Origin of the sequence: Mesorhizobium loti (assembly GCF_003148495.1) — a bacterium.
Taxonomy (GTDB): Bacteria; Pseudomonadota; Alphaproteobacteria; order Rhizobiales; family Rhizobiaceae; genus Mesorhizobium; species Mesorhizobium loti.
In genome coordinates this window covers 65744-84430 of sequence record NZ_QGGH01000011.1, presented here as the reverse complement: position 1 = coordinate 84430, position 18687 = coordinate 65744, and the positions used below count along the sequence as shown (strand labels likewise).

At 61.3% G+C, this 18687-nt stretch carries 18 protein-coding genes and 1 tRNA gene; 17 read left to right on the top strand and 2 right to left on the bottom strand.

The features are described 5' to 3' along the window. Positions 1 to 51 precede the first annotated feature (51 nt). From C8D77_RS37725 to C8D77_RS28060, 6 genes are read left to right on the top strand one after another with little or no spacing between them, the layout of a single operon-like run. Positions 52 to 3225 (top strand): phage tail family protein, encoded by a 3174-nt coding sequence (locus tag C8D77_RS37725; RefSeq protein WP_170136834.1) that lies wholly within the window; start codon positions 52 to 54, stop codon positions 3223 to 3225. Then, the gene (locus tag C8D77_RS28080; protein ID WP_170136833.1) at positions 3215 to 3820 is read left to right on the top strand and encodes a DUF2460 domain-containing protein; all 606 of its coding nucleotides are present in this window, start codon (positions 3215 to 3217) and stop codon (positions 3818 to 3820) included. Before C8D77_RS37725 ends, C8D77_RS28080 begins: the two co-directional genes overlap by 11 nt. Continuing rightward, entirely contained in the window at positions 3817 to 4656 is an 840-nt protein-coding gene (locus C8D77_RS28075; protein WP_109670348.1) for a baseplate hub domain-containing protein, read from the top strand. Before C8D77_RS28080 ends, C8D77_RS28075 begins: the two co-directional genes overlap by 4 nt. After that, complete coding sequence (locus C8D77_RS28070; RefSeq protein ID WP_109670346.1) at positions 4656 to 8105, top strand: phage tail protein; 3450 nt, start codon at positions 4656 to 4658, stop codon at positions 8103 to 8105. Before C8D77_RS28075 ends, C8D77_RS28070 begins: the two co-directional genes overlap by 1 nt. Before the next feature lie 3 nt (positions 8106 to 8108). Further along, entirely contained in the window at positions 8109 to 8537 is a 429-nt protein-coding gene (locus tag C8D77_RS28065) for a hypothetical protein (protein ID WP_109670344.1), read from the top strand. After that, positions 8534 to 9805, top strand: a complete 1272-nt coding sequence (locus tag C8D77_RS28060; RefSeq protein WP_109670342.1) for a hypothetical protein — start codon at positions 8534 to 8536, stop codon at positions 9803 to 9805. The genes C8D77_RS28065 and C8D77_RS28060 overlap by 4 nt, the downstream gene beginning before the upstream one ends. 2 nt (positions 9806 to 9807) lie before the next feature. Here the strand turns inward: C8D77_RS28060 and C8D77_RS28055 are convergent, their stop codons facing one another. Then, positions 9808 to 11322 (bottom strand): TadE/TadG family type IV pilus assembly protein, encoded by a 1515-nt coding sequence (locus C8D77_RS28055; RefSeq protein WP_170136832.1) that lies wholly within the window; start codon positions 11320 to 11322, stop codon positions 9808 to 9810. A gap of 149 nt (positions 11323 to 11471) precedes the next feature. Here C8D77_RS28055 and C8D77_RS28050 point away from each other — a divergent pair, with 149 nt between their 5' ends. The 8 genes from C8D77_RS28050 (at position 11472) to C8D77_RS37715 (ending at position 14941) form a co-directional block, all read left to right on the top strand. Next, positions 11472 to 11963, top strand: coding sequence for a carboxypeptidase (locus C8D77_RS28050; RefSeq protein ID WP_170136831.1), 492 nt, complete (start codon positions 11472 to 11474; stop codon positions 11961 to 11963). 1 nt (position 11964) lies between these two features. Then, positions 11965 to 12315, top strand: a complete 351-nt coding sequence (locus C8D77_RS28045) for a hypothetical protein (RefSeq protein ID WP_109670337.1) — start codon at positions 11965 to 11967, stop codon at positions 12313 to 12315. Continuing rightward, entirely contained in the window at positions 12315 to 12803 is a 489-nt protein-coding gene (locus C8D77_RS28040; protein WP_109670334.1) for a hypothetical protein, read from the top strand. The genes C8D77_RS28045 and C8D77_RS28040 overlap by 1 nt, the downstream gene beginning before the upstream one ends. 196 nt (positions 12804 to 12999) lie before the next feature. Further along, complete coding sequence (locus tag C8D77_RS28035; RefSeq protein WP_215732086.1) at positions 13000 to 13326, top strand: hypothetical protein; 327 nt, start codon at positions 13000 to 13002, stop codon at positions 13324 to 13326. Positions 13327 to 13337: 11 nt separating this feature from the next. Beyond that, positions 13338 to 13487: a hypothetical protein gene (locus C8D77_RS37720; RefSeq protein WP_170136830.1), complete on the top strand. Its 150-nt coding sequence runs from the start codon at positions 13338 to 13340 to the stop codon at positions 13485 to 13487. A 198-nt stretch (positions 13488 to 13685) separates the two neighbouring features. Next, entirely contained in the window at positions 13686 to 14021 is a 336-nt protein-coding gene (locus C8D77_RS28030) for a hypothetical protein (RefSeq protein ID WP_109670328.1), read from the top strand. Beyond that, the gene (locus C8D77_RS28025; RefSeq protein WP_109670325.1) at positions 14021 to 14560 is read left to right on the top strand and encodes a hypothetical protein; all 540 of its coding nucleotides are present in this window, start codon (positions 14021 to 14023) and stop codon (positions 14558 to 14560) included. The genes C8D77_RS28030 and C8D77_RS28025 overlap by 1 nt, the downstream gene beginning before the upstream one ends. Before the next feature lie 219 nt (positions 14561 to 14779). Continuing rightward, entirely contained in the window at positions 14780 to 14941 is a 162-nt protein-coding gene (locus C8D77_RS37715) for a hypothetical protein (RefSeq protein WP_170136829.1), read from the top strand. A gap of 3 nt (positions 14942 to 14944) precedes the next feature. On the opposite strand, the gene C8D77_RS28020 is transcribed toward C8D77_RS37715, so the two are convergent. Beyond that, positions 14945 to 15127 carry a hypothetical protein gene (locus tag C8D77_RS28020; protein WP_146211814.1) on the bottom strand — a complete coding sequence of 61 codons (183 nt, stop codon included), beginning with the start codon at positions 15125 to 15127 and terminating at the stop codon, positions 14945 to 14947. A gap of 367 nt (positions 15128 to 15494) precedes the next feature. On the opposite strand from C8D77_RS28020, the gene C8D77_RS28015 reads away from it, so the two are divergent. The 3 genes from C8D77_RS28015 to C8D77_RS28005 all read left to right on the top strand — a co-directional run bounded on the left by C8D77_RS28015 (position 15495) and on the right by C8D77_RS28005 (position 18656). Further along, positions 15495 to 15569 (top strand) — tRNA-Thr (locus C8D77_RS28015). Positions 15570 to 15879: 310 nt separating this feature from the next. Beyond that, a complete protein-coding gene (locus tag C8D77_RS28010; protein WP_170136828.1) occupies positions 15880 to 17526 on the top strand; it encodes a peptidoglycan L,D-endopeptidase MepK in 1647 nt (548 codons plus the stop codon). A gap of 230 nt (positions 17527 to 17756) precedes the next feature. Next, entirely contained in the window at positions 17757 to 18656 is a 900-nt protein-coding gene (locus C8D77_RS28005; protein ID WP_109670599.1) for a MurR/RpiR family transcriptional regulator, read from the top strand. Positions 18657 to 18687: the final 31 nt, after the last annotated feature.

Here is an 18687-nt window from a genome sequence, read left to right as displayed (position 1 = left end):
CGCCCTCCCCAGGGACGGCAACGCTAACCCAACATTTCGCACGGAGCAACAATGGCCGAAGATCCAGCCGGTTCCGTCAGCATCGAGATCAAGGGCAATCTTGCGCAGTTCGAAGCCGCTTTGGCCAAGGGCAGGCAGATGGCCAACGCCTTTGATGCCGAGGTGTCGAAGAAGCTTTCGGGCTCGTCGGCGGCGGAAGCCGGCATAGCCAAGATCGCGGCGGCGGTCGAGCAGACCAACGCCATGCTGGCGAAATTGACTGGCGCAGCCACGCCGGCGGCAACTGCCGTCTCGAAACTGGCAACGGAATCGACACAGGCGAGTTCGGCGATCGCCGGCGTAAGCGCCAGTTCGGCAACCGCATCAGCCTCCGTCGGTCGCCTCGCTTCGGAAAGCACCAACGCCGCCGCCAGCATCCAGCGCGCTGTCGCTGCAAACCAGCAGTTCGCGGCCTCCAACCTTCAGATGGCCAATGGCACCGCTGCGCGCGCCGAGGACATCCAGGCCTATGGCGCGGCGCTCGACGACATCCGGTCGAAGTACAATCCGTTGTTTCGCGTGACGCGCGAATATCTCACGCTGAAGGAAGAACTGCGCATCGCGACCAAGCTTGGCGCCATTTCGGAGACAGAGGCCGGTGAGGCTCTGTCGCGCGGCCGGCAGTCGACGCTTGCGGCGATCGCTGTTCTCAAGGGGCACACCGGAGCGCTGAACGAGCATGGTAAGGCCGCAGGCCTGAGCACGCAACAGACCATGGCGCTGACGCACGCTGCGCGCAGCTTCGCCGAACAGATCGCGCTTGGCATCTCGCCATTGCAGGCGCTGACCAGTCAGATGAACCACCTGAGCTTTGTCGCCTCCGGCCCGGGCGGTCCAAGGGCGGCGTTTTCAGCCATCGGAACTGCCATCACCGAGGCTGCATCGAAAATCGGCAATTTTGTCGCCAGCAGTTCACTGCTCAGGGGCGGCGCTGTTCTCCTGGCCGGTCTTACCGAAGGTTTCATGTCGGTCAAGGATGCGGCGAGCGAGGCAGAGCATCGCTCTGTCGGGTTTGGCGAGACCTTCCGCGCCATCTTCGACACGATCGGAAATGATCTCAGGGGCACCGCGGTTGGCGGCATGTTCGATGCACTGGTGACGGGCGCGAAATATGCCTTCGACAAGCTGCGCTCTGCGGCGACCGACCTTGCCGAATGGACCATCAACGATTTTCGCGCCGTCGGCTCCGACATGGCGTTCATCTGGAACAATCTTCCTACGATTGTTGAGGCCGCTGCCGTGGGCGCCGCCAATGCACTGGTTTCCACGATGGAGGCCGCGGTCAACAAGGTCGCGGACGCGGTCAACAGCCTGAACAACGCCTTTGGCGGCATCCTGCCCCAAATTGAGCATGCAGATCTCGGGCGCTTCGCCAATCCGGCCGCGTTCGATCTCGCTGCCAAGAATGCCGAGCACCTGAAGGACGTGGTCGGCATCCTCAATTCGACGCCGCTGCGCGATTTCGGCAAGCAGGTGGTCGACCAGATCCAGACCAACCACGCACTTGAAAGCCTGGGCGAACTGTCGAAGATCAGCTTTGGCGGCGCGACGTCGAGCGCCAACGGGCTGTCATCTGCGGTGGGCGGCATCGGCAGGGCGGCGGATGGCGTGCAAGTCTCGTTCGGCGGGATGAGCCAGCAGATCATCAACGTCTCGCGCGCGTTCGAGGACGCCAAGCTGGCGCAGCTGGGCCAGCTTCAAGGTGCCACGACCGAACTGCACAAGGCGCAGGGCGAGGCCAAGCAGCTTCAGGAAATCCTCGACGCGGCAGGTCACGCCTCAGTCGACCAGGTGTTCGGCGAGGGTTTTGCGGGCAACGCGCGCGAGGCGCAGACGGCGATCGAGCGCACGGTCAATTCCATCGACCGGCTCTTTGCCGCCTACGATTCAGGCAATGCGACGATCAGGACCGTCAACGACAGCGTCGACCTGTTGCGCCAGACCTTGCTTGCCCAGGGCGGTGATCCTGTCGCGATCAACGCCTTCTTCGACAGCATCATCTCCGGCGAAATCAAGGTGCGCCAGCTTCAGTCGAGCGTGAAGGGCCTGTCGGAAGACATCCGCAATATCCCCAACCGCACCGTCACGATCACGGTTAAGACGCAGCAGATCGGCTCGGGCACGCAGTCGCAATACAGCGTTCCGAACCAGACGGGCGGCTATGGCACAGTCGGCGTGACGAGATACGGCGCCGCGCCAGGCTCGCAGTCCGGCCCGTCGATGACCGCGAACACCGTGCCGCGCACTGGCGGATACGGCTCCATGGGCGGTTCTGGCGATGGTCTCGGCACCAGCACGGTCAATGTCACGCGCTTCGCCACCGGCGGCATGATCCATCCCGGCGACAGCCAGGAAGTCTCGTTCTTTAAGAGCCCGGAAGAGACCGTTGGCATCTTCACGCCGCAGCAAATGGCGGCGATGCAGGGCACGCCTCTTGCCAACCCGCAATCCGGCTTCACGGGCCGCGAGGCGACCAAGGAAAGCGATCGCTACTGGACTGTCTTGATGAACATCGAGGCGGCCACGCAGAAGACCGCGCAACTGCTCGACGAGATCAACACGGCAAGCCGAAGCTCGGGTCTCGGCGGGGGATCGTCCTATAACAATGGAGGATCTTCGTCGGGTGGCAGCCAGGGCAATGAGCAGTTCCAGCAATATCTGCAGGCTCTCGGCACCGCGAGGGCGAACTTTGCCGCTGCCGGCATCGTTGGCAGCGGAAACATTGGCTACGGCTCGCAGGGGCTTGGCGCGTCTCCTGAGCAGATCGCGTACAACATCGTCTATGGCGGCATGTCGTCGATCGGGAGCCCCGGCGCCAATCAATATGAAAATACGCTGGCGCAGACCGCCGCCGATCGCTCCGCTACAGAGGCGCGGCGCCACAAGGCGATCTATGGCTTCGCACCAGGCGGCATGATCGGCGGCGATTCAGGCGATACGGAAAAGGTCGAGTTCTTCAAGAACCCGAACGAGCGCGTCATCATCGCAAGGCCTGACCAGTTCACCGATGCGCGCAGCCAGCCAAAGACGTCGAGCGATGCGGGTTCCGCCGGCCGCCCGATCGCCTTCAGTCAGACAAACCATTGGAACGGCAACGCGCCGCCATCAAAGGACAGCCTGGCTGCGGTTCGCAGGGCAACAGCGCTTGGCTTCCAGGATGCCGAGAGGGCCAAATATGGTCGATAACCTCATCATGCCGGACGACATTTCGATCGGCTTCAAGGGCGGGCCGCGCTTTTACACCGACAAGGTGGTTTCGGTGAACAGGCAGAAAACCCGTTTGCCGAACACGACCATTGCCGAGCATGCCTATACCTGGGCGATTGTGGATGCGCCGGCCGAAATGGTCGAGGCTTTGCGCTCGTTCTTCTATGATCGCCGCGGCGACCTCAAACCCTTCCTGATGCGGGACTGGACGAACTATCGCCTTGTCGACGAGCCGTTCGGCATCGGCGATGACGAAACCACCGCCTTCCAGATCACCAAGACGGAATCGGCAGGCTCGAACCCCTATTATCGTGTCATCCGGCACATCAGGGCGGGCACGCTCGTCGTCAAGGTCGATGGCGTCGAGCAGGATCTGGGCGTCGACTACACCGTCAACGCGACAGGCTTGGTGACGTTCACGGCGCCGCTGGAATACGATGCGGTGCCGACCGCGACCGGGTTCTTCGATGTTCCCGTCGCCTTCGAAGGCGATGTGTTCGATGCGTCTGTTCCCTACCTCTCGCCCGATATCCTGTCGGTCGATGGTCTCCAGTGCGTCGAGGACATCCCGTGAGGGACGATTGGTCGCCGACCTTCGTTACCAAGCTACAGGCGCGCGAAATCCGCCGCTGCTACATGGTCGAGATGGACAACGGCATCACGCCTGTCGTTCGCATGACCGACATCGACATCGACCTGACGATTGGAGACGACACCTTCGTCCATTCGCCCGGCTTCACCGTTACCAAGTTTTCCGTGGCCAATGGCGGGAGACCGGCCGGCCTAGATTTCACGCTGCCGTTCGATGATATCGGCCCGCTCTACAGCGACCATATCAAGCGCGGTGTCTGGCGCGGCGCCTCGATCACGGTCTGGCTCGTCGCCGACTATGACGATCCCTCTGTCCGCGAAATCCTGATCGACGGTTTTGTCGGCAAGACCGGCTTTACCGATCGGCTGGCAGGGCAGATCGAGATCATCACCAAGGCCGATGCGCTCGCCGATATCATCCTGCCAACCATTCAGCCGGAGTGCGGCTACAAGTTCGGTGGCCCGCAATGCGGCGTCAATCTCACGCCATACACAGTCACAGCCGTCATCGCGACAAAGACCGACAACAGCAAATTCACCATTACCGTCAGCAACCCTGACGCGCTCGATTTCACCCATGGCGGCGTCGAGATGACATCGGGCGCATGTGCCGGCGCCAAGGACGATGTGATGCTTTGGGTGCCCGGAACAAGCGTGGTCAAAATGGTCACCGGCTTCCCGCTCGACATCGAGGTAGGCGACACGTTGACGATTCATGCCGGCTGCCCGCTCACCCGCGACGGCTGCATCTCGTTCAACAATATCAATCGCTACCCCGGCCAGGACCACACACCCGGTGAATTGCTGGGGGGCAACTGATGGCCGGGATCATTGGCTTCGCGACGGGCAACATCATCCCCGGAAGTGCTCGTCCGGACACGACAAAAGCGGTCGAGCCTGTTTCTGCGGATGGCCCGTTCTCGGTGTCGAAGGTTCTTGGCCGCTCCATTCCTATCGTCATCGGAACAGGCAAGGTCGATGGTGCCCCGGTCATTGGCGGAGCAGCCACGACCCAGGTCATAACCGGATACAATTCGGTGCCAAACCCAACCGGTGGATCGGGCATCATCGGGTTTCAGACCGGCAACTTCATACCTGACATTGGAGCCGCTGGCCCAGTCCAGGTGCCGATCTACGCGACGCAGCAGTCCGCGCAGCTCGGCTACCTTCTGGCCTATGATCCGTTCGGCGACGGCTATGAACTGATCCGCCTCGAGATCAACGATGAAGTCGTCTTCGACGCCGAGAATGGCATCGGAGCGTCCGAGACATTTCGCTTCTATGGCGGCACCCAGACGACGGTTGACCCTATCACGGCTGACGTCATCGGGACCAAGGCCGGAGCATGGCAGGGCTTTGCCATGGTCTACCTGTCGGGCTATGTCGCCAGCAGCGCACCTACGGTCAAAGCTGTCATTTCGAATGCTGCCGACGATGACGGCGGTACGCAGCCAATCGCATGGACCGGTGCGGCGCCAACCACAGGCGCTCCGCTGTATTCCTACGAGCATGCCGGCTACGATCCGTCAGAGAATGCAATCTACCAGGTCTTGACCGCAGCCGATCTGCCCGGCCTTGGTCAATGCTACCTCTCTGTGCTCGATGCCGATACCCATCTGGAGCGCTATCGGATTCCCTTGGCTGGTTCCGATGCCTATGCCGCGAGCACGACGCCGACGTTGCTTTGCCTGCGCGCCTCCGGCTATGTCTGGGTCAAGCTTTCGATTCCGTCCGACCTCGGCTCCCCGACGCGCGTCTACAACATCGCCACGGGTGCCATTGTCGCCGAGTTTTCCGAAGATAGCGGCGAGGATTTCGTCTGGTATGTCGCCGAACAGTTCGTCGACAAGTGGCTGATCGCGGGCAATGACGCCGACGGTTCGGGCGGCAATCCGTCTGCCTTTGCCGTTATCGATCTTGTCGCCGGATCGGTCGACGTCACCCGCAATGCAACCGCCTTCAGCGGTCCTTTCGTGCGCGGCAGGATCGGGCCAGGTTCGGCGTCGTTCTTCTCCAATACGGCGGCGAGCGGCGGCGATGTCTATGAGGTCACCTTCAATGGCGATGCATGGTCCTTTGCCGTCGTCTACAGCCCGGCGGGCAATGTCTCCGGCATCCATTATGACCCGCTGACCGAATACCTGCTGGTGATGGAGAAGAACGGCAGCACCTTCAACGCGCGCCGCATCGCGCCCGACACCGGCCTTGTCGACACCTTCACCGTCTCCGTTCTGCTGGAAAGCATGTCTGGGCCGCTGAACACCGATCGGACAGTTCCGAAGTCAGGCACTGCCATTTTCATCCATGGAACGCACGAAATCTGGGGCGTTGATATCGCGGCCAAGACAGCGGCCAAAATCAGCGATTTCACGGTGCCTGCCTTCACCTTCGAAGTCCCCTTCGTCGATCAGACCAAGGCGTCCTATTTCCTCTATGTCAATCACGTCTGGGTAGAATACCGCTTGCCCGGCACCTCGCCGCGACTTGTCGATCTGTCCGACATCATTACCAAGGTCATGTTCCTCGCCGGCTATGCGCCCGAGGAACTGACTTTTGAAGGCTTCAGCGGTCTGTCAGGATACGGTTTTGTCATCGCCAGCGACACCAATGTCAGGACCGCACTGCAATCGATTGCCGATATCTACGGGTTTTCCTTCGCCGATATCGGATCTGGCTTCTACTTCAAGAAGCCGGGCCGGGACGACGCGTTCGCGCTCGACGCCATACTGACGACCGCCGATCTGGTGTTCGCCGAAAACTCGGCGATCGACAGCACCGATGAAGCATCGATCCGGACCACATCACGGGTCGAACTCGACTACATCTCCAGGGAGCAGGGCTATAACTCACGCCCGGCGTCCTTCCAGATGCCGCCGATCAACAATTCGAGGAAGGTCGACAAATACTCGACGCCGATGGTGCTGTCGGACCTCGATGCGAAAACCTTCTGCACCCAGAAATATTTCGAGGCACAGGCGCAGCGCCGTGACCATACCTATTCGGTCATTGGCCAGCCGACCCTGTTGCCGGGCGATGTCGTCTCGGTCCCAAGTGGTGCAATCACCTATGCCGTCCAGATCGCCAGTGTCGGGCTCAATCGGGATATGTCGGCCGACATCCAGGCCAGCGATTTCCAGACCTCAGTCGCCACCACGATCACGCCAGTCACGAGCGTTGGCCTCGGCCCGGTCGCGGTGAGCCTGCAGAGCCAGTACATCCACCTCGACGTGCCGCTGTTCCACTATGCGGACGATCTAGGCGGGCTTGGGCTCCGTCAATATGGCGTCGTCGCCTCGCGCGGGCAGGCTGGCTGGGGCGGCGGCGTCCTCTATCGGGGCGATACGGCGGCAGATTTGACGGCGCTGCTCTCACAGGCCCCGCAATATGGCGTTGTGGGCATCTGCGAGACGGTTCTGGCCAACCCGCTCGATCCGTTCGCCACGACAGACGATTCCACAGTGACGATCCGCAAGACCGCCGGCAGCATGGCGCTCTTGGTCGACAAGACTGAGGACCAAGTCCTGGCCGGGGCGAACTTCGCCTTTATCGGCGCGCAAGGTCGCTGGGAGGGTGTCGGCTACAAGACGGCGGTCGACAACGGAAATGGCACCTTCACGCTGTCCGGGTTCACGATCCGTGGCTATCGCGGGACCGAGGTGTTCGCATCTCTGCACCAGGTCGGTGACCGCTTCGTCATGATCGATGCGTCGTGGATCAAGGGCGTCTCGCACTCGCTGGCCGATCTATACGCGACGAAATATTACAAGGCCATCGGCCTGACCCAGAACCCGGCGACGGGAACCGTGGTGCCGCATACGATCATCGGCGCGGCGGAAACGCCCTATGCGTGCGTCAATCTGTCGGCGGCAATCGGCTCGCCGGATGGTCTCGACATCTCTTGGGACTATCGCTCGCGGCTCGCAGCCGGCCTCAACCCTGTGACCTTTGGCGAGGCGGCACTTGCCTTCGAAGTCGATATTTATGACGGCCCTACCTACAAGCGCACGCTGACCTCAAGCACAGGCAGCGTCCACTATGCCAGCGCCGACGTGGCGTCCGATCTTGGATCCGATCCGCCGGCGGAAATCACCTTCGACGTCTTCATGATGACCGCGATCGATATCCTGGTGGCGGGTCAGGCGCGGCAAGTTGCAGGGCGCGGCTATAGGGCCCGGGCTCACATCATTCTCGACGGCGGTTTCGTGCCGTCATTCGATTCCGATGTCTGGTCCTTCGACAGCACCTTCGTCTCATTCGATCAGGAATAGCCAATGGCACAGCAAACCATCGCACTCGGCGCGTCGGCAAACGACGGGACCGGGACCAAAGCCCGTGCGGCTGGCTCCATGCTCAACGACATGTTCACGGAACTTTACGCCTTCTACACCAAGACGCCCATCAATGCGCAGACGGGGACGAGCTACACGCCCGTCATCGGCGACGCCGGAAAACTGATCACCTGCAGCAATGCAGGCGCGATTGCGGTGACATGGCCGGCACACGCCGACGTTGCCTATGACGCAGAGGTTTCGATCAAGGTTGCCGCGCTCGGGGCAGGGGCAGTCACCATCACCGGCGATGCGGGCGTCACCATCAACGGCGTCAGCGGCGGGTCGGTCGTTCTCGACGGGCAATATGCAGGCGCCGAACTGATCCAGCTTTCGACCGACGTCTGGCTGGCAATCGGGAAACTGGTATGACCTCGTTCGGCATCTGGGCATCGCAGGGCGCTGGAACACCAACGCCTCCGCTCGACACGACCCTGCTCGACTTCAAGGGCGCAAGCTATACAGTCGCAGGCGTCACCGTCACGGCTGCCGACGTCATCGACCAGCCGGGCTGGGTCACAAGCGCAGGGCTTGAGATATTGGACTCTGAGGCTTCACCTTCGGTGGAGGTGATCGGCGACGCGCTCGCCGCCTTCTTGGGCGACGATCAGACCGTCGTCGTCGAATACTACCAGCGCGCCGATAGCGGCACCAGCTATCCATTCCTCTACACGGACACCGGTGACGGCACCTATTATCTGGCCCGTCTGACCAGCGGCTATATGAACGCCACGGACACCGTCGGCATCTACTTCCGCCAAGTCAACGATACAGCGGGTTTCCCTACTGGTGTTCACAAGGTCGCGCTGTCGCGCTCGGCCGGCCGCCTCTCGATGTCGGCCGATGGCAACGCAGTTGAGACCACAACAGCCGATGTCTTTGCATTGACAGCAACTGCGCTTTCGCTGGGCGCTGCGCCAGGCGCCGGTTATCTGGCACATAGCATCTACATCCGCTCGATCGAACGCCTTGACCTCCAGGCCGACGCCGATCTGCCTACGCTTTCGGCCCGCCCAACCTATAGCCTGCCCGGCAGTACCCTCGCCTCGGCAGACTTCCTCAACGGGGTCTATTCCGTCGCAGGCGTATCGAAAACGCTAGCCGATATCGTCGATACACCCGGTGCGCTCTCCGCCTTCGGTCTCGAGATTCCCTATGGCGACGTGCCGATCGGCATAATCGGGACGTTCCTAGCAACTCTGACGTCGATGAACTGGACCATCCTCGTCGGCTACGAGGAAGACAACAACGATCATGTCACTATTCCGTTGGCCGTTGCGACCAATGCGCTTGACAATGGCGTCACGCTCGAGCGGCTCGCCTCGGCCGATAACCTCGCAATGCAGGCGTCGGACTTCAACGCCTTGCTGGCAAGCCGCACAGTCACCGATCCGCGCTCCCATTATTCCGCCAACTTGCACCAGATCGCGGTAACCAGGGTCAGCGGGCGGCTTTCGATGTCAGTCAACGGCGATCCTGTGGCGACTGTCGGAACTAGTTTGGTCGCCACGGCCGAAGCAGCGGCTTTCGGCGGGCTGCCCGGCGATGTCACGGTCAACGGCGGCTATATCCGCTTCATCCACGTCTGGGCGCCGATGTCGGACTCGGCGCTCCAGGATCTGTCGACGGTCTGGTCTTAGGCCTACCGGTAAAGCTGAGCCTCGTTGCGAAATGCCTTGTCGACAAGGGTGTTGTTGGCGAAACCGCCATCGACATCGACGATCTCCAGGCTGATCGGCTTCTCGCCAGCAGAGGGATCTTCTGGGTCTTTGGTGTTATCCTGCTTGAGAACGGGTGTGTTCACGAAGACGCTGGCATAGCCGTCCGGCTTGATTGAGATGTGGCCGTTTAGCTTCGCTTGGTTGGCGATGCAGTTGACGATCGCCATGTTGAGCAGTCGGCGGTCTGGATCGAGTGTCGGCGTATCCCCCTTGTAGCAGGATGGATCGCCGTTCTCCTTGGTCGGAGCCAGCGACTTATCACTGACAAGTTTTTTGGCGATCTCGTACTTGTAGACGTCATATCGTGATGCGGGAGCGCTCGTGGAGCCGGTTGGGTTGGTAGCGCTGGGAACGTTCGGGTACGGCACGCCATGGTTGATCTGCCAGTAGTTCGTCCAAAAGCCTTGGGAACCAATCGCGTCTGACATTCCTTTCGCATCGACATAGTTCGTTCCTGGTGGCAGGGGCAGCGCGGTGTTGTCAGCCACGGGATCGTACTTGCTGCAACCCGTCTTCTGGCCTTTGCGAACATTGGTCGCTGGCCGGTAATTGAAATCCTTGCTGCTCTTATTCAACGAGCCGCTGTAAAGATCGAAGCGGACATTGAGGCCCGTGTTGACCTGGCCGAGCGTGACGCCGGTTTTTGTGGTGAGTGCGTCGCGGCTATAGCAGGTACCAGATGTGCCCATCGCTATGGCATCGCGCAATGAACTCAGGTTGTTGTCGATCAGTCCGAAGTTGCCAGGGCCAGGGTTGCTGTCGACCTTCAGGACGCGGAATTCGCGGCTGTAGGTGTCTCCAGAGGCAAAGGCTTGCTGGATCGTCTTGCTGGTCGAAGAATCCGTGGTCTCGAACGGATTGCACATGAACAGCGGAACCGTTTCACAGATCGACTGAACGAACCCGGCGACAGCCTGCGGCCGGATGTCGAAAGTGTCTGTGCTCCCGACGAGGCTCGCGGGGAAGATTGTCGCGAAGGCACCGGCGCCCTTTGCCAAGCCGGATGCATTTATCGTCACTTCGGCTAAAGACACCAGTTTGGGATCGCTGCTCGCCCAATTCACGCTGTTGGCGTCGACGCCAGCGGCGGTCAATGCGGTTTCGTCGCTGGCGGGTATCCCGGTCAGGTAGGTGACCGTCACGTCTGCCGGGACGAGCGTGTGACCGCCAAGTTCCGAATACAATGTCTGGTTGGCGAGCAGCGTCGTTACGGTGAGGTTGGCCCGCGTGATCGAATCCGATCTGCCATCCAGTTCCGCGGCGGCGGCCAGAGCGATGGCGTCGATGCCCTTTTGCAACTGTTGGTGAAGCCCGGTTGCCCGGCTCATGTCTATGGCCAGCAAAGAAAACCCGATGAGAACCGGCAACATGATCGCGACCAACAGCATCGCGACACCGCGTTGATCGTTCCAAAAGTTACGCAGAATACGAAACATCGCAGCGTCCCCCATAGCCCTGCCGCAACTATTTTCCCCGTGCCTTCAAAGCATAGGCCCGGCTGCGCAATGCAGCAAGGGGTTGCATTAGCGATTGGTTAAGCACCCCGAAAGCGAACAATTTCCCCGACCATGGAAAGGCAAACGCGATGGATCTATCCCTCGGCTGCACCCGCCTGCTCATCGATGAGAGCAAGGCGCAAGGCCTGCTCCGCAACCAGTGCGCCTATGTGCTCGCCACCACCTTCTGGGAGACCGCGCATACCATGCGGCCGGTCGTCGAGGCCTATTGGCTGTCGGAAGACTGGCGCCGGGCGCACCTGCGCTATTATCCGTGGTTCGGTCGCGGATTCGTGCAATTGACCTGGCAGGCGAACTATCAGCGCGCCGCCCGCGAGCTCGGCGTGGCCTTCGATCAGGATCCGACGCTTGCGCTCGATCCGGCCAATGCGGCCAAGATCGCTGTGACTGGCATGCGCGAAGGCTGGTTCACCGGCCGCAAGCTTTCCGACTATATCGATCTGCAGCATTCCGACTTCGTCGAAGCTCGCCGCATCATCAACGGCACCGATCGGGCACAGGAGATCGCTGTCATTGCGCAGCACTATGACGCCGCCCTGACGGCCGAATGGGTCGGCTGACATGAACCCGCGCAGCGCCGCGCGCAATGCGTTCCGCTCGTCGTGGACGATGCGCAGGCGGATCATCGTCATCGTGCTCGTCTGGTGCGGCGCGATGGTGACCTATCTGGCGATCCTCGGCCGGCCGATCCAGCTTTCCGAGACCGCGGTCAATGGGCTGCTGCTGCTCATGGCGTCAGTCATCGGCTCGTATGTCTTCGGAGCGGTTTGGGACGACAAGGGCGGTCTGACCAACATCGGCGGCGTTGGCGGCGGCGGCATGCAGACCGAGATGTATCAGCGCACCGTCGTTCCGGCTGACATGCCTACACCAGGGCCGGCAATGCCGCCACCGCCAGGAGAAGGACCGTGATGTTCCTCGGCCCTATCCTTGTCGTGCTTGGTCCGATCTGGACCTTCTGCACCAGCCGCGTCGGCCTGCCGCTGGTCGTCGCCGGCTGCATCGTCCTGTTCTATGAGGGCTTGCCGATCGGGCCGCTTCGATACATCCCCTATGCTGGTCCGGTGCTGGCCGGCTTCGTCGATGGGCGTGTCGATCGCGAGTACGCCGCCGGCCAACTGAACGAACGCTTGGTCTGGCAGGAGAAACAGCGCCGCGCCGAACTTGCAGCGGCGGCAAAGGCAAAGGCCAAGCAGGCCGAGATCGACGCCGCAGCACAAGAGCTCGCCGATCAAGCCGATGCCGACACGCTGCGCATCGCCGATCTCGAGGATCGCATCCGGCAACAGAAGGACGAAGACAATGGCCCGAACGCGGCTGGTGACACTGCTGGCGCTTGCAAGTCTGGGCGCGGCATCCCCGCCAGGCTGTCAATCGGTATCGACGCTGTCGGTAGATGAGCCGAAGGCCCATGTCGATCCGAGCGTCATGCGCGAATGCGGGCAACTGGTCGATGTTCCGCACCGCTTCCTGCCCGATCATGAGGCAAGCCGCCTGTGGGCTCGAGACAGAGCGACTTTCGGCGAGTGCCGGCGCCTGAACCATACTAAGGGCGTCACCATCAAAGCTCTGATCAAGTAGGAGACGGACATGGGCATGGAAGGGCTGCAAGACCTAGCAACGCCGGTCATCCGCCGCGTACTGATCGTCGCCGGCATCCTGATCGCGGTTTGCCTGGCAGCGATCACGTTCCTCACCATCCGGGCGCATGCCGATCCGCTGCCGTGTGGCCCGCTGCCCGTGCTTCTGAAAAATCTCGCCGATCGCTTCCATGAATTCGTCGTCATGAGCGGCGATGCGACCGGCCGGCAGATGCTCATCCTCAAATCCGACGCTGGCACGTTCTCGGTCCTGCTCGGCAACGGCAAGGTCGCCTGTCTCGTCATGTCGGGCGAGAAGGCCCAGTTTGACAATGGAACCTGAAGGGAAATCCCATGATTGACCGCTTCGACATTCTCCTCGTCGCCCTGCTCGTCTATTTCGGCGACAAGGTCACCGGCTCGCGCCTGCCGCAGCAGATGCTCAATATCGCGATCCTGGTGACGCTTTTCGTGCTTCTCCTCCTCGGCGTGGCGCGCGCCTAACTCCCGCAGACTGAAAAGCGACCCTGCCGTCCCGTTACAGCGGACCGGCAGGGTCTGACCCCGACGATCGGTAGGATCGCCAAGGCTGGCAAGACCATAGCCCCACGCGATTGAATGAAGCGTAAAGGGCAACGGCGCGGAACTTCGCGCGATAGAATGGGGTTGTAGGCATGGCAGTGCAGGCGCCGGGGAACGTGAATGACGGAGCATGACGATGGCAAAGGTCACGCGCTCCCGCGAAGGCTCGTCGATCTCGACGATGAAACAATCGGATGGCTGGATCGACTGACAACAGAAGAACGGCAGGCGCTGATCTGGGCGGGCCATCTGCCAAAGTTCAAGCGCGATCGCCTCGACCTGTTTCTGGGCCTCGACAGGGACAAGTTCGAGGCCGGCTTCAAGATCGTCGAACTGTGGACGCGCACGACATGGATAGCCAAGACCGCCATGAAGCTCCTGCTCTACGTCGCCGGAACGCTGGTCGCTATCAACCAGGTGGTGGCCTATTTCGGCTCGACCGGAGGAAAGCACTGATGCTGCTGAAACGGTCGTGGAACGCTTTCTGGCGCAAGACCGACATCACCGCCGGGTTCATATTCATCATGGCTGGGCTGGCCGGCGTTGGCCTTGGCAGCGTGGTTTCCTCGGCACTCGACAACGATCCACCGACGATCTTCGAGCAAGCGAGGGTCCTGACACCCCAAGTCCCGCAAGGTGGCGTGCTCGATATCCAGTACACCGTTGTTCAAAACCGGGTCTGCGCTGCATCCGTTGATCGCCTCGTCACGGATTCAGAGGGGACGGCTCACGTCCCAGCGACCTATACCGTGGATCGCCGCGCCTTCATCGAAGGCTATCCGCCGGAAGGCCGGGAGAGTTATCAGCGCTCGATCACCGTTCCCTTGGCCGCGGCCATTGGCAAAGCGCGCTATGATGTCCGCTTTTCCTATGCCTGCAACCTCTGGCACAAGATGACGAAGCCGATCATCGTCAATGCGCCGCCGGCCTATTTCGAGATCACCGAAGCGCCGGCGCCGCTCGAGCCGCTGACGCCCGAGAAACCGGCAAGCTGACGGAAGGACTTCACCATGACGCTCTTTGTCACGATGCTGGCCGCGCTGCTGGCTCTGTCGGCGTGCGCGCACCAACCTTGCAACATGGATCGCTTTTTGATCGACCCGACCTGCAACTGAAATAGCATCCTCTCCAATGCAGTCTCCCCTTCTGGCCTTCGGGCCGGGAGGGGTGGTTTTTGCCGTTTTAACCCGGTAATTACCCGGTTATTATGCGCTATGGACGCCAAGCCAACCTACGTCGTGTCGGTCTACGACAAGCCTCATTGGCGCAGCCTGCTCTCCACGAAGGACGAGGAAGCAGCAAAGGCGCTGTACGATTCGCTGGTAGCCGACGGCGCGAACGCCCGGATCGAAGTATTCCAGCCGAAGAAGCGCTAGCGCCTACAGCGCCTTGATGCGCTTGATGTTGTCGAAGATTTGCCGGCCGGCCTCGGTCAACTCGAAATGATCGGCGTGAGGACCAGGGACGCGTCGAATCGCGCCCTGTTTCAGTCCGCGTCGGAGGGCCGCCATGTTCGGCCTGTAATAGCCTGGCTGCTCGCCCACCTTCTCGATGAAGCGCATATAGTCGTATTCGGCTTTTTTCTGTTTTCGGGTCGGCATGTCAAAACAGGGCATAGGGAAACCCCGCATTGCCGTCAATTCGAGGCGTGGGCATGGCAAGGACGCGCGTGGAGGCCTTCGCCGGTAGTTGGTGAAGGCCGAGGGTGCCAGAAGGCGTCTGGCGAGGCTCTATTTCAATTCCGCATCCAGAATGGCACCAACTTGGTTGCAAAATTGGTGTAGCTCTCGCCTCGCTGGTGCCGATTGGTGGTGGTTTGGTGCCAGTCTGGTGCCGCACTGGTTACGGCGAGCCATTTTGGCGCACCCCTCACAAGGGCGTCGCAACGCCTTGCAATTCAAGGCATTCGCGGCTATTGAGGCGCCGATTGCTGCGGTAGCTCAGTGGTAGAGCACTCCCTTGGTAAGGGAGAGGTCGAGAGTTCAATCCTCTCTCGCAGCACCAGTTTCCAACCATCATCCTTGTTAGCCCCCTTCGTCCTCTGCATCTGCGTGGGCGGCGCGGCGATCGTGCCGGCAGACCTGATCAGCAGTGCATTGCTCCAGAAAAGAGTTGCCAGGGCAACCTCCAGCCGAAGCGCATTCTCGGCACCCGACACGATTCATTAACCAAGATGCTGTTCATCGACATGACGTGTTTTCGGCATGGATGCGCGCCTGCGCCGGTCAAGGCCATGCTCTGTCGGTTAGAGGCCGAAAGCCTCTTCATCTGGGCGGAGACCTCAAACCGCCCGAAACAAAAGAATGTGCAAGGCATGAACGTGATTGAAAGCGAGCAAAACGCGCCCGACGCCTCCCATCGTTGGACATTGCTGCCGGTCATCATGGTAGCGTTCCTTTGCCTGTGCGTCACCAGCGCGTTCGCGGAGACGCGGGCTCTGAGGATTCAACATCTCCATACCGGCGAGAAGGCTGAAATCGTCTTCAAGCGCAATGGGCGTTACGATCCGGCGGGATTGAAGAGGATCAATCTCATGCTGCGCGACTGGCGTCGCAACGAACCGACGAAGATGGATCCTCGCCTGCTCGATCTTGTCTGGCAGGCCTATCGTGCCAGCGGCTCAAGGGCCTATATCCATGTGGTCAGCGCCTATCGTTCGCCGGCGACGAACGCAATGCTGCGCAGCCGCTCGAAGGGCGTGGCTCGCGAGAGCCAACACATGGTTGGCCGCGCGATGGATTTCTTCCTGCCGGATGTGCCGCTGAAGAAGCTGCGCGACATCGGCCTCAAGATGCAGGGCGGCGGCGTCGGCTATTACCCTACCTCCGGTTCGCCTTTCATACACATGGATGTCGGCAATGTGCGGCATTGGCCGGGCATCAGCCGCCAGGAACTCGCCAGGGTATTTCCGAACGGCAACACACTGCATGTGCCAAGCGACGGCAGACCGCTGCCCGGCTACCAGCAGGCGTTTGCCGCCTACAAATCTCGCAAGGGCACGCCCAACATCGAACTGGCAAGAGTCGATGGCGGCCAACGCAGGCCGGCGCGTGGCCTGCTGACGACGCTTTTGGGTGGCGGAGACGAGTCGGATGATGTCGCGGAAGCGGTACCTGCGCCGCGCAAGCAGGCCGGGTCCGTTGAATCCAGGCCAGCCGGACAGGGTATCGCCATCGTACCGCTGCAGGATGTCCAGCGGGCGGACATCCAGATGGCTTCCGCCGATACCGCTGAAGAACTGCCAGTTGGGCAAAAGCCAAAGACGCCTGAAGCGATCGTCATGGCGATGGCGCCGGGCTCAGTGCCACTGCCGGCCTTTGCACCACGCGCCGGGCTTTCGGCGCCCGTTCCCACTCCGGAAACCGCACCGTTCGCGATCGCCGGTGCGCCCGCGGCGCGGGCCGAACTGGCCGATGCCAAGCCGGCAGCCGCCAATGCCGAAATTCCCCTGGGCAAGGCGGATGCCGCTGCCGCGAGCGGCGCGCCGGACATGATGGCGCTCAACATCCCCTTGCCGACATGGCGACCGGAAAGCCAGACAAGCCCGGCGCGCCAGCCGGAAGCAGTCAAATCCGGCGACGCAATCGGTGCCTTGCTGGCCCTGAACCACGCCGATGACAGCCTTGACAGGCTGGCCGGCCAGCGGGTTGCAGTTGCCCCATCGAAGCTCGAAGATCGCGCCAGGACCAGCCCGAAGGCCGACCGTGTCCAGCCACGTCTCGATCCCGAAGCCATCGCCGTCGATGTGCCGGTCGCGTTGTCCGGCCGGCCGATTGGGACAGGTCGCGGCATCGCCGGTGGCGTCGGGCCTGCGACTGCGCCCGTCATTGCCGCCAATTTCATCCGCACGGCGCCGGAGCACGTCTATCTCGACGGATTTAGGCCGCGAAGAGAATCGTCCGATCACCGCCGCTTCACCGGCTCCGCGGTCAAGTTCTTGCCCATCGCCAGCTTCAAATAGGCTGGCTTCGGCCGGGATTTGACATACAGGAAGCAGGCGTGTCGTGGACGGCGAATGCACCTGTTCGACCCAACATGAAATGTGTTGCACGATACGGATCGCGGGATCGTCGAGGGATTTCACAATCCATCCTGAATCTTGCCGGATGGTTATGTAAGATAATTTCCAAATTTGACAATCTTGCATGAAATTGTAAGATAATCATCTTCCGTCAGCGATAGGCGATGACCATGTCCATCCGTGAAGAACTGGCCAACACGACCGTGGCGTTCACCTCCGCGGAAGAGAAGATCGTTCAGGTCCTGCTTGCCGATTATCCGATGTCAGGGCTGGGTACGGCGACCCGGCTGGCGCGGCGGGCCGGCGTCAGCGACCCGAGTGTGACGCGCCTGATGACCAAGCTTGGCTATGTCGGCTTTGCCGACTTCCAGGCACGCCTGCTCACCGAAGTCGAATCGAGGCTGCATTCGCCGCTTTTGATGATGGAGGCCAAGCGTCCGGGCGGCTCCAGCGAAGGCACCGCACTCGCCTATTTCCATTCTGTTTCCGACAGTCTCGAGCGCACCCGCACCGCGGTGCCGGTGCAGGCCTACACGCGCGCGGTCAACATGCTGCTTGAGAGCAAGGGCCAGGTCGTGCTGCTGGGCGGCCGGTTCAGCCGGCATATCGCATCCATGCTTGCTGGTTATCTCCTGCAGTTCCGCTCCGGCGTGCGCGACATCGGTTCGTTGAGCCCTGCCGATTTCGACCTGTTGATCGACCTTGGCAAACGCGACCTGCTCGTCGTCTTCGACTACCGGCGCTACCAGTCGGACGTGGTGAGATTTGCGCAACAGGCCAAGGAACGCGGCGTCTCCATCCTGCTGTTCACCGATGTGTGGCTGTCACCGATATCAGAGGTCGCCGACCTGACCATGGTCGCGGCGATCGACGCCAACTCGCCTTTCGACACGCTGGCGACGGCCGTCGCCCAGATGGAAACCGTCTTTGCCCATGCGCTAGAAGGCCATGGCGCCGGGGTCCGCAAGCGCATCGAGGACATCGAGAAAATCCGCAGCGCCAATGCCGTCACCCTCGATGCCGCCCTGTCGCCCGCGGCGGATGATGCCGCCAAACTCCCAAGGAAATAGCGTCGATGCGCCCAGCGCGGCGATGCAAGGA

What these genes read in the sequence shown, in the direction of transcription:
- C8D77_RS37725 (WP_170136834.1), top strand. Translation starts at nt 52, where the DNA reads ATGGCCGAAGATCCAGCCGGTTCCGTCAGCATCGAGATCAAGGGCAAT.
- C8D77_RS28080 (WP_170136833.1), top strand. Translation starts at nt 3,215, where the DNA reads ATGGTCGATAACCTCATCATGCCGGACGACATTTCGATCGGCTTCAAG.
- C8D77_RS28070 (WP_109670346.1), top strand. Translation starts at nt 4,656, where the DNA reads ATGGCCGGGATCATTGGCTTCGCGACGGGCAACATCATCCCCGGAAGT.
- C8D77_RS28065 (WP_109670344.1), top strand. Translation starts at nt 8,109, where the DNA reads ATGGCACAGCAAACCATCGCACTCGGCGCGTCGGCAAACGACGGGACC.
- C8D77_RS28060 (WP_109670342.1), top strand. Translation starts at nt 8,534, where the DNA reads ATGACCTCGTTCGGCATCTGGGCATCGCAGGGCGCTGGAACACCAACG.
- C8D77_RS28055 (WP_170136832.1), bottom strand. Translation starts at nt 11,322, where the DNA reads ATGTTTCGTATTCTGCGTAACTTTTGGAACGATCAACGCGGTGTCGCG.
- C8D77_RS28050 (WP_170136831.1), top strand. Translation starts at nt 11,472, where the DNA reads ATGGATCTATCCCTCGGCTGCACCCGCCTGCTCATCGATGAGAGCAAG.
- C8D77_RS28045 (WP_109670337.1), top strand. Translation starts at nt 11,965, where the DNA reads ATGAACCCGCGCAGCGCCGCGCGCAATGCGTTCCGCTCGTCGTGGACG.
- C8D77_RS28040 (WP_109670334.1), top strand. Translation starts at nt 12,315, where the DNA reads ATGTTCCTCGGCCCTATCCTTGTCGTGCTTGGTCCGATCTGGACCTTC.
- C8D77_RS28035 (WP_215732086.1), top strand. Translation starts at nt 13,000, where the DNA reads ATGGAAGGGCTGCAAGACCTAGCAACGCCGGTCATCCGCCGCGTACTG.
- C8D77_RS37720 (WP_170136830.1), top strand. Translation starts at nt 13,338, where the DNA reads ATGATTGACCGCTTCGACATTCTCCTCGTCGCCCTGCTCGTCTATTTC.
- C8D77_RS28030 (WP_109670328.1), top strand. Translation starts at nt 13,686, where the DNA reads ATGACGGAGCATGACGATGGCAAAGGTCACGCGCTCCCGCGAAGGCTC.
- C8D77_RS28025 (WP_109670325.1), top strand. Translation starts at nt 14,021, where the DNA reads ATGCTGCTGAAACGGTCGTGGAACGCTTTCTGGCGCAAGACCGACATC.
- C8D77_RS37715 (WP_170136829.1), top strand. Translation starts at nt 14,780, where the DNA reads ATGGACGCCAAGCCAACCTACGTCGTGTCGGTCTACGACAAGCCTCAT.
- C8D77_RS28020 (WP_146211814.1), bottom strand. Translation starts at nt 15,127, where the DNA reads ATGCGCTTCATCGAGAAGGTGGGCGAGCAGCCAGGCTATTACAGGCCG.
- C8D77_RS28010 (WP_170136828.1), top strand. Translation starts at nt 15,880, where the DNA reads ATGAACGTGATTGAAAGCGAGCAAAACGCGCCCGACGCCTCCCATCGT.
- C8D77_RS28005 (WP_109670599.1), top strand. Translation starts at nt 17,757, where the DNA reads ATGTCCATCCGTGAAGAACTGGCCAACACGACCGTGGCGTTCACCTCC.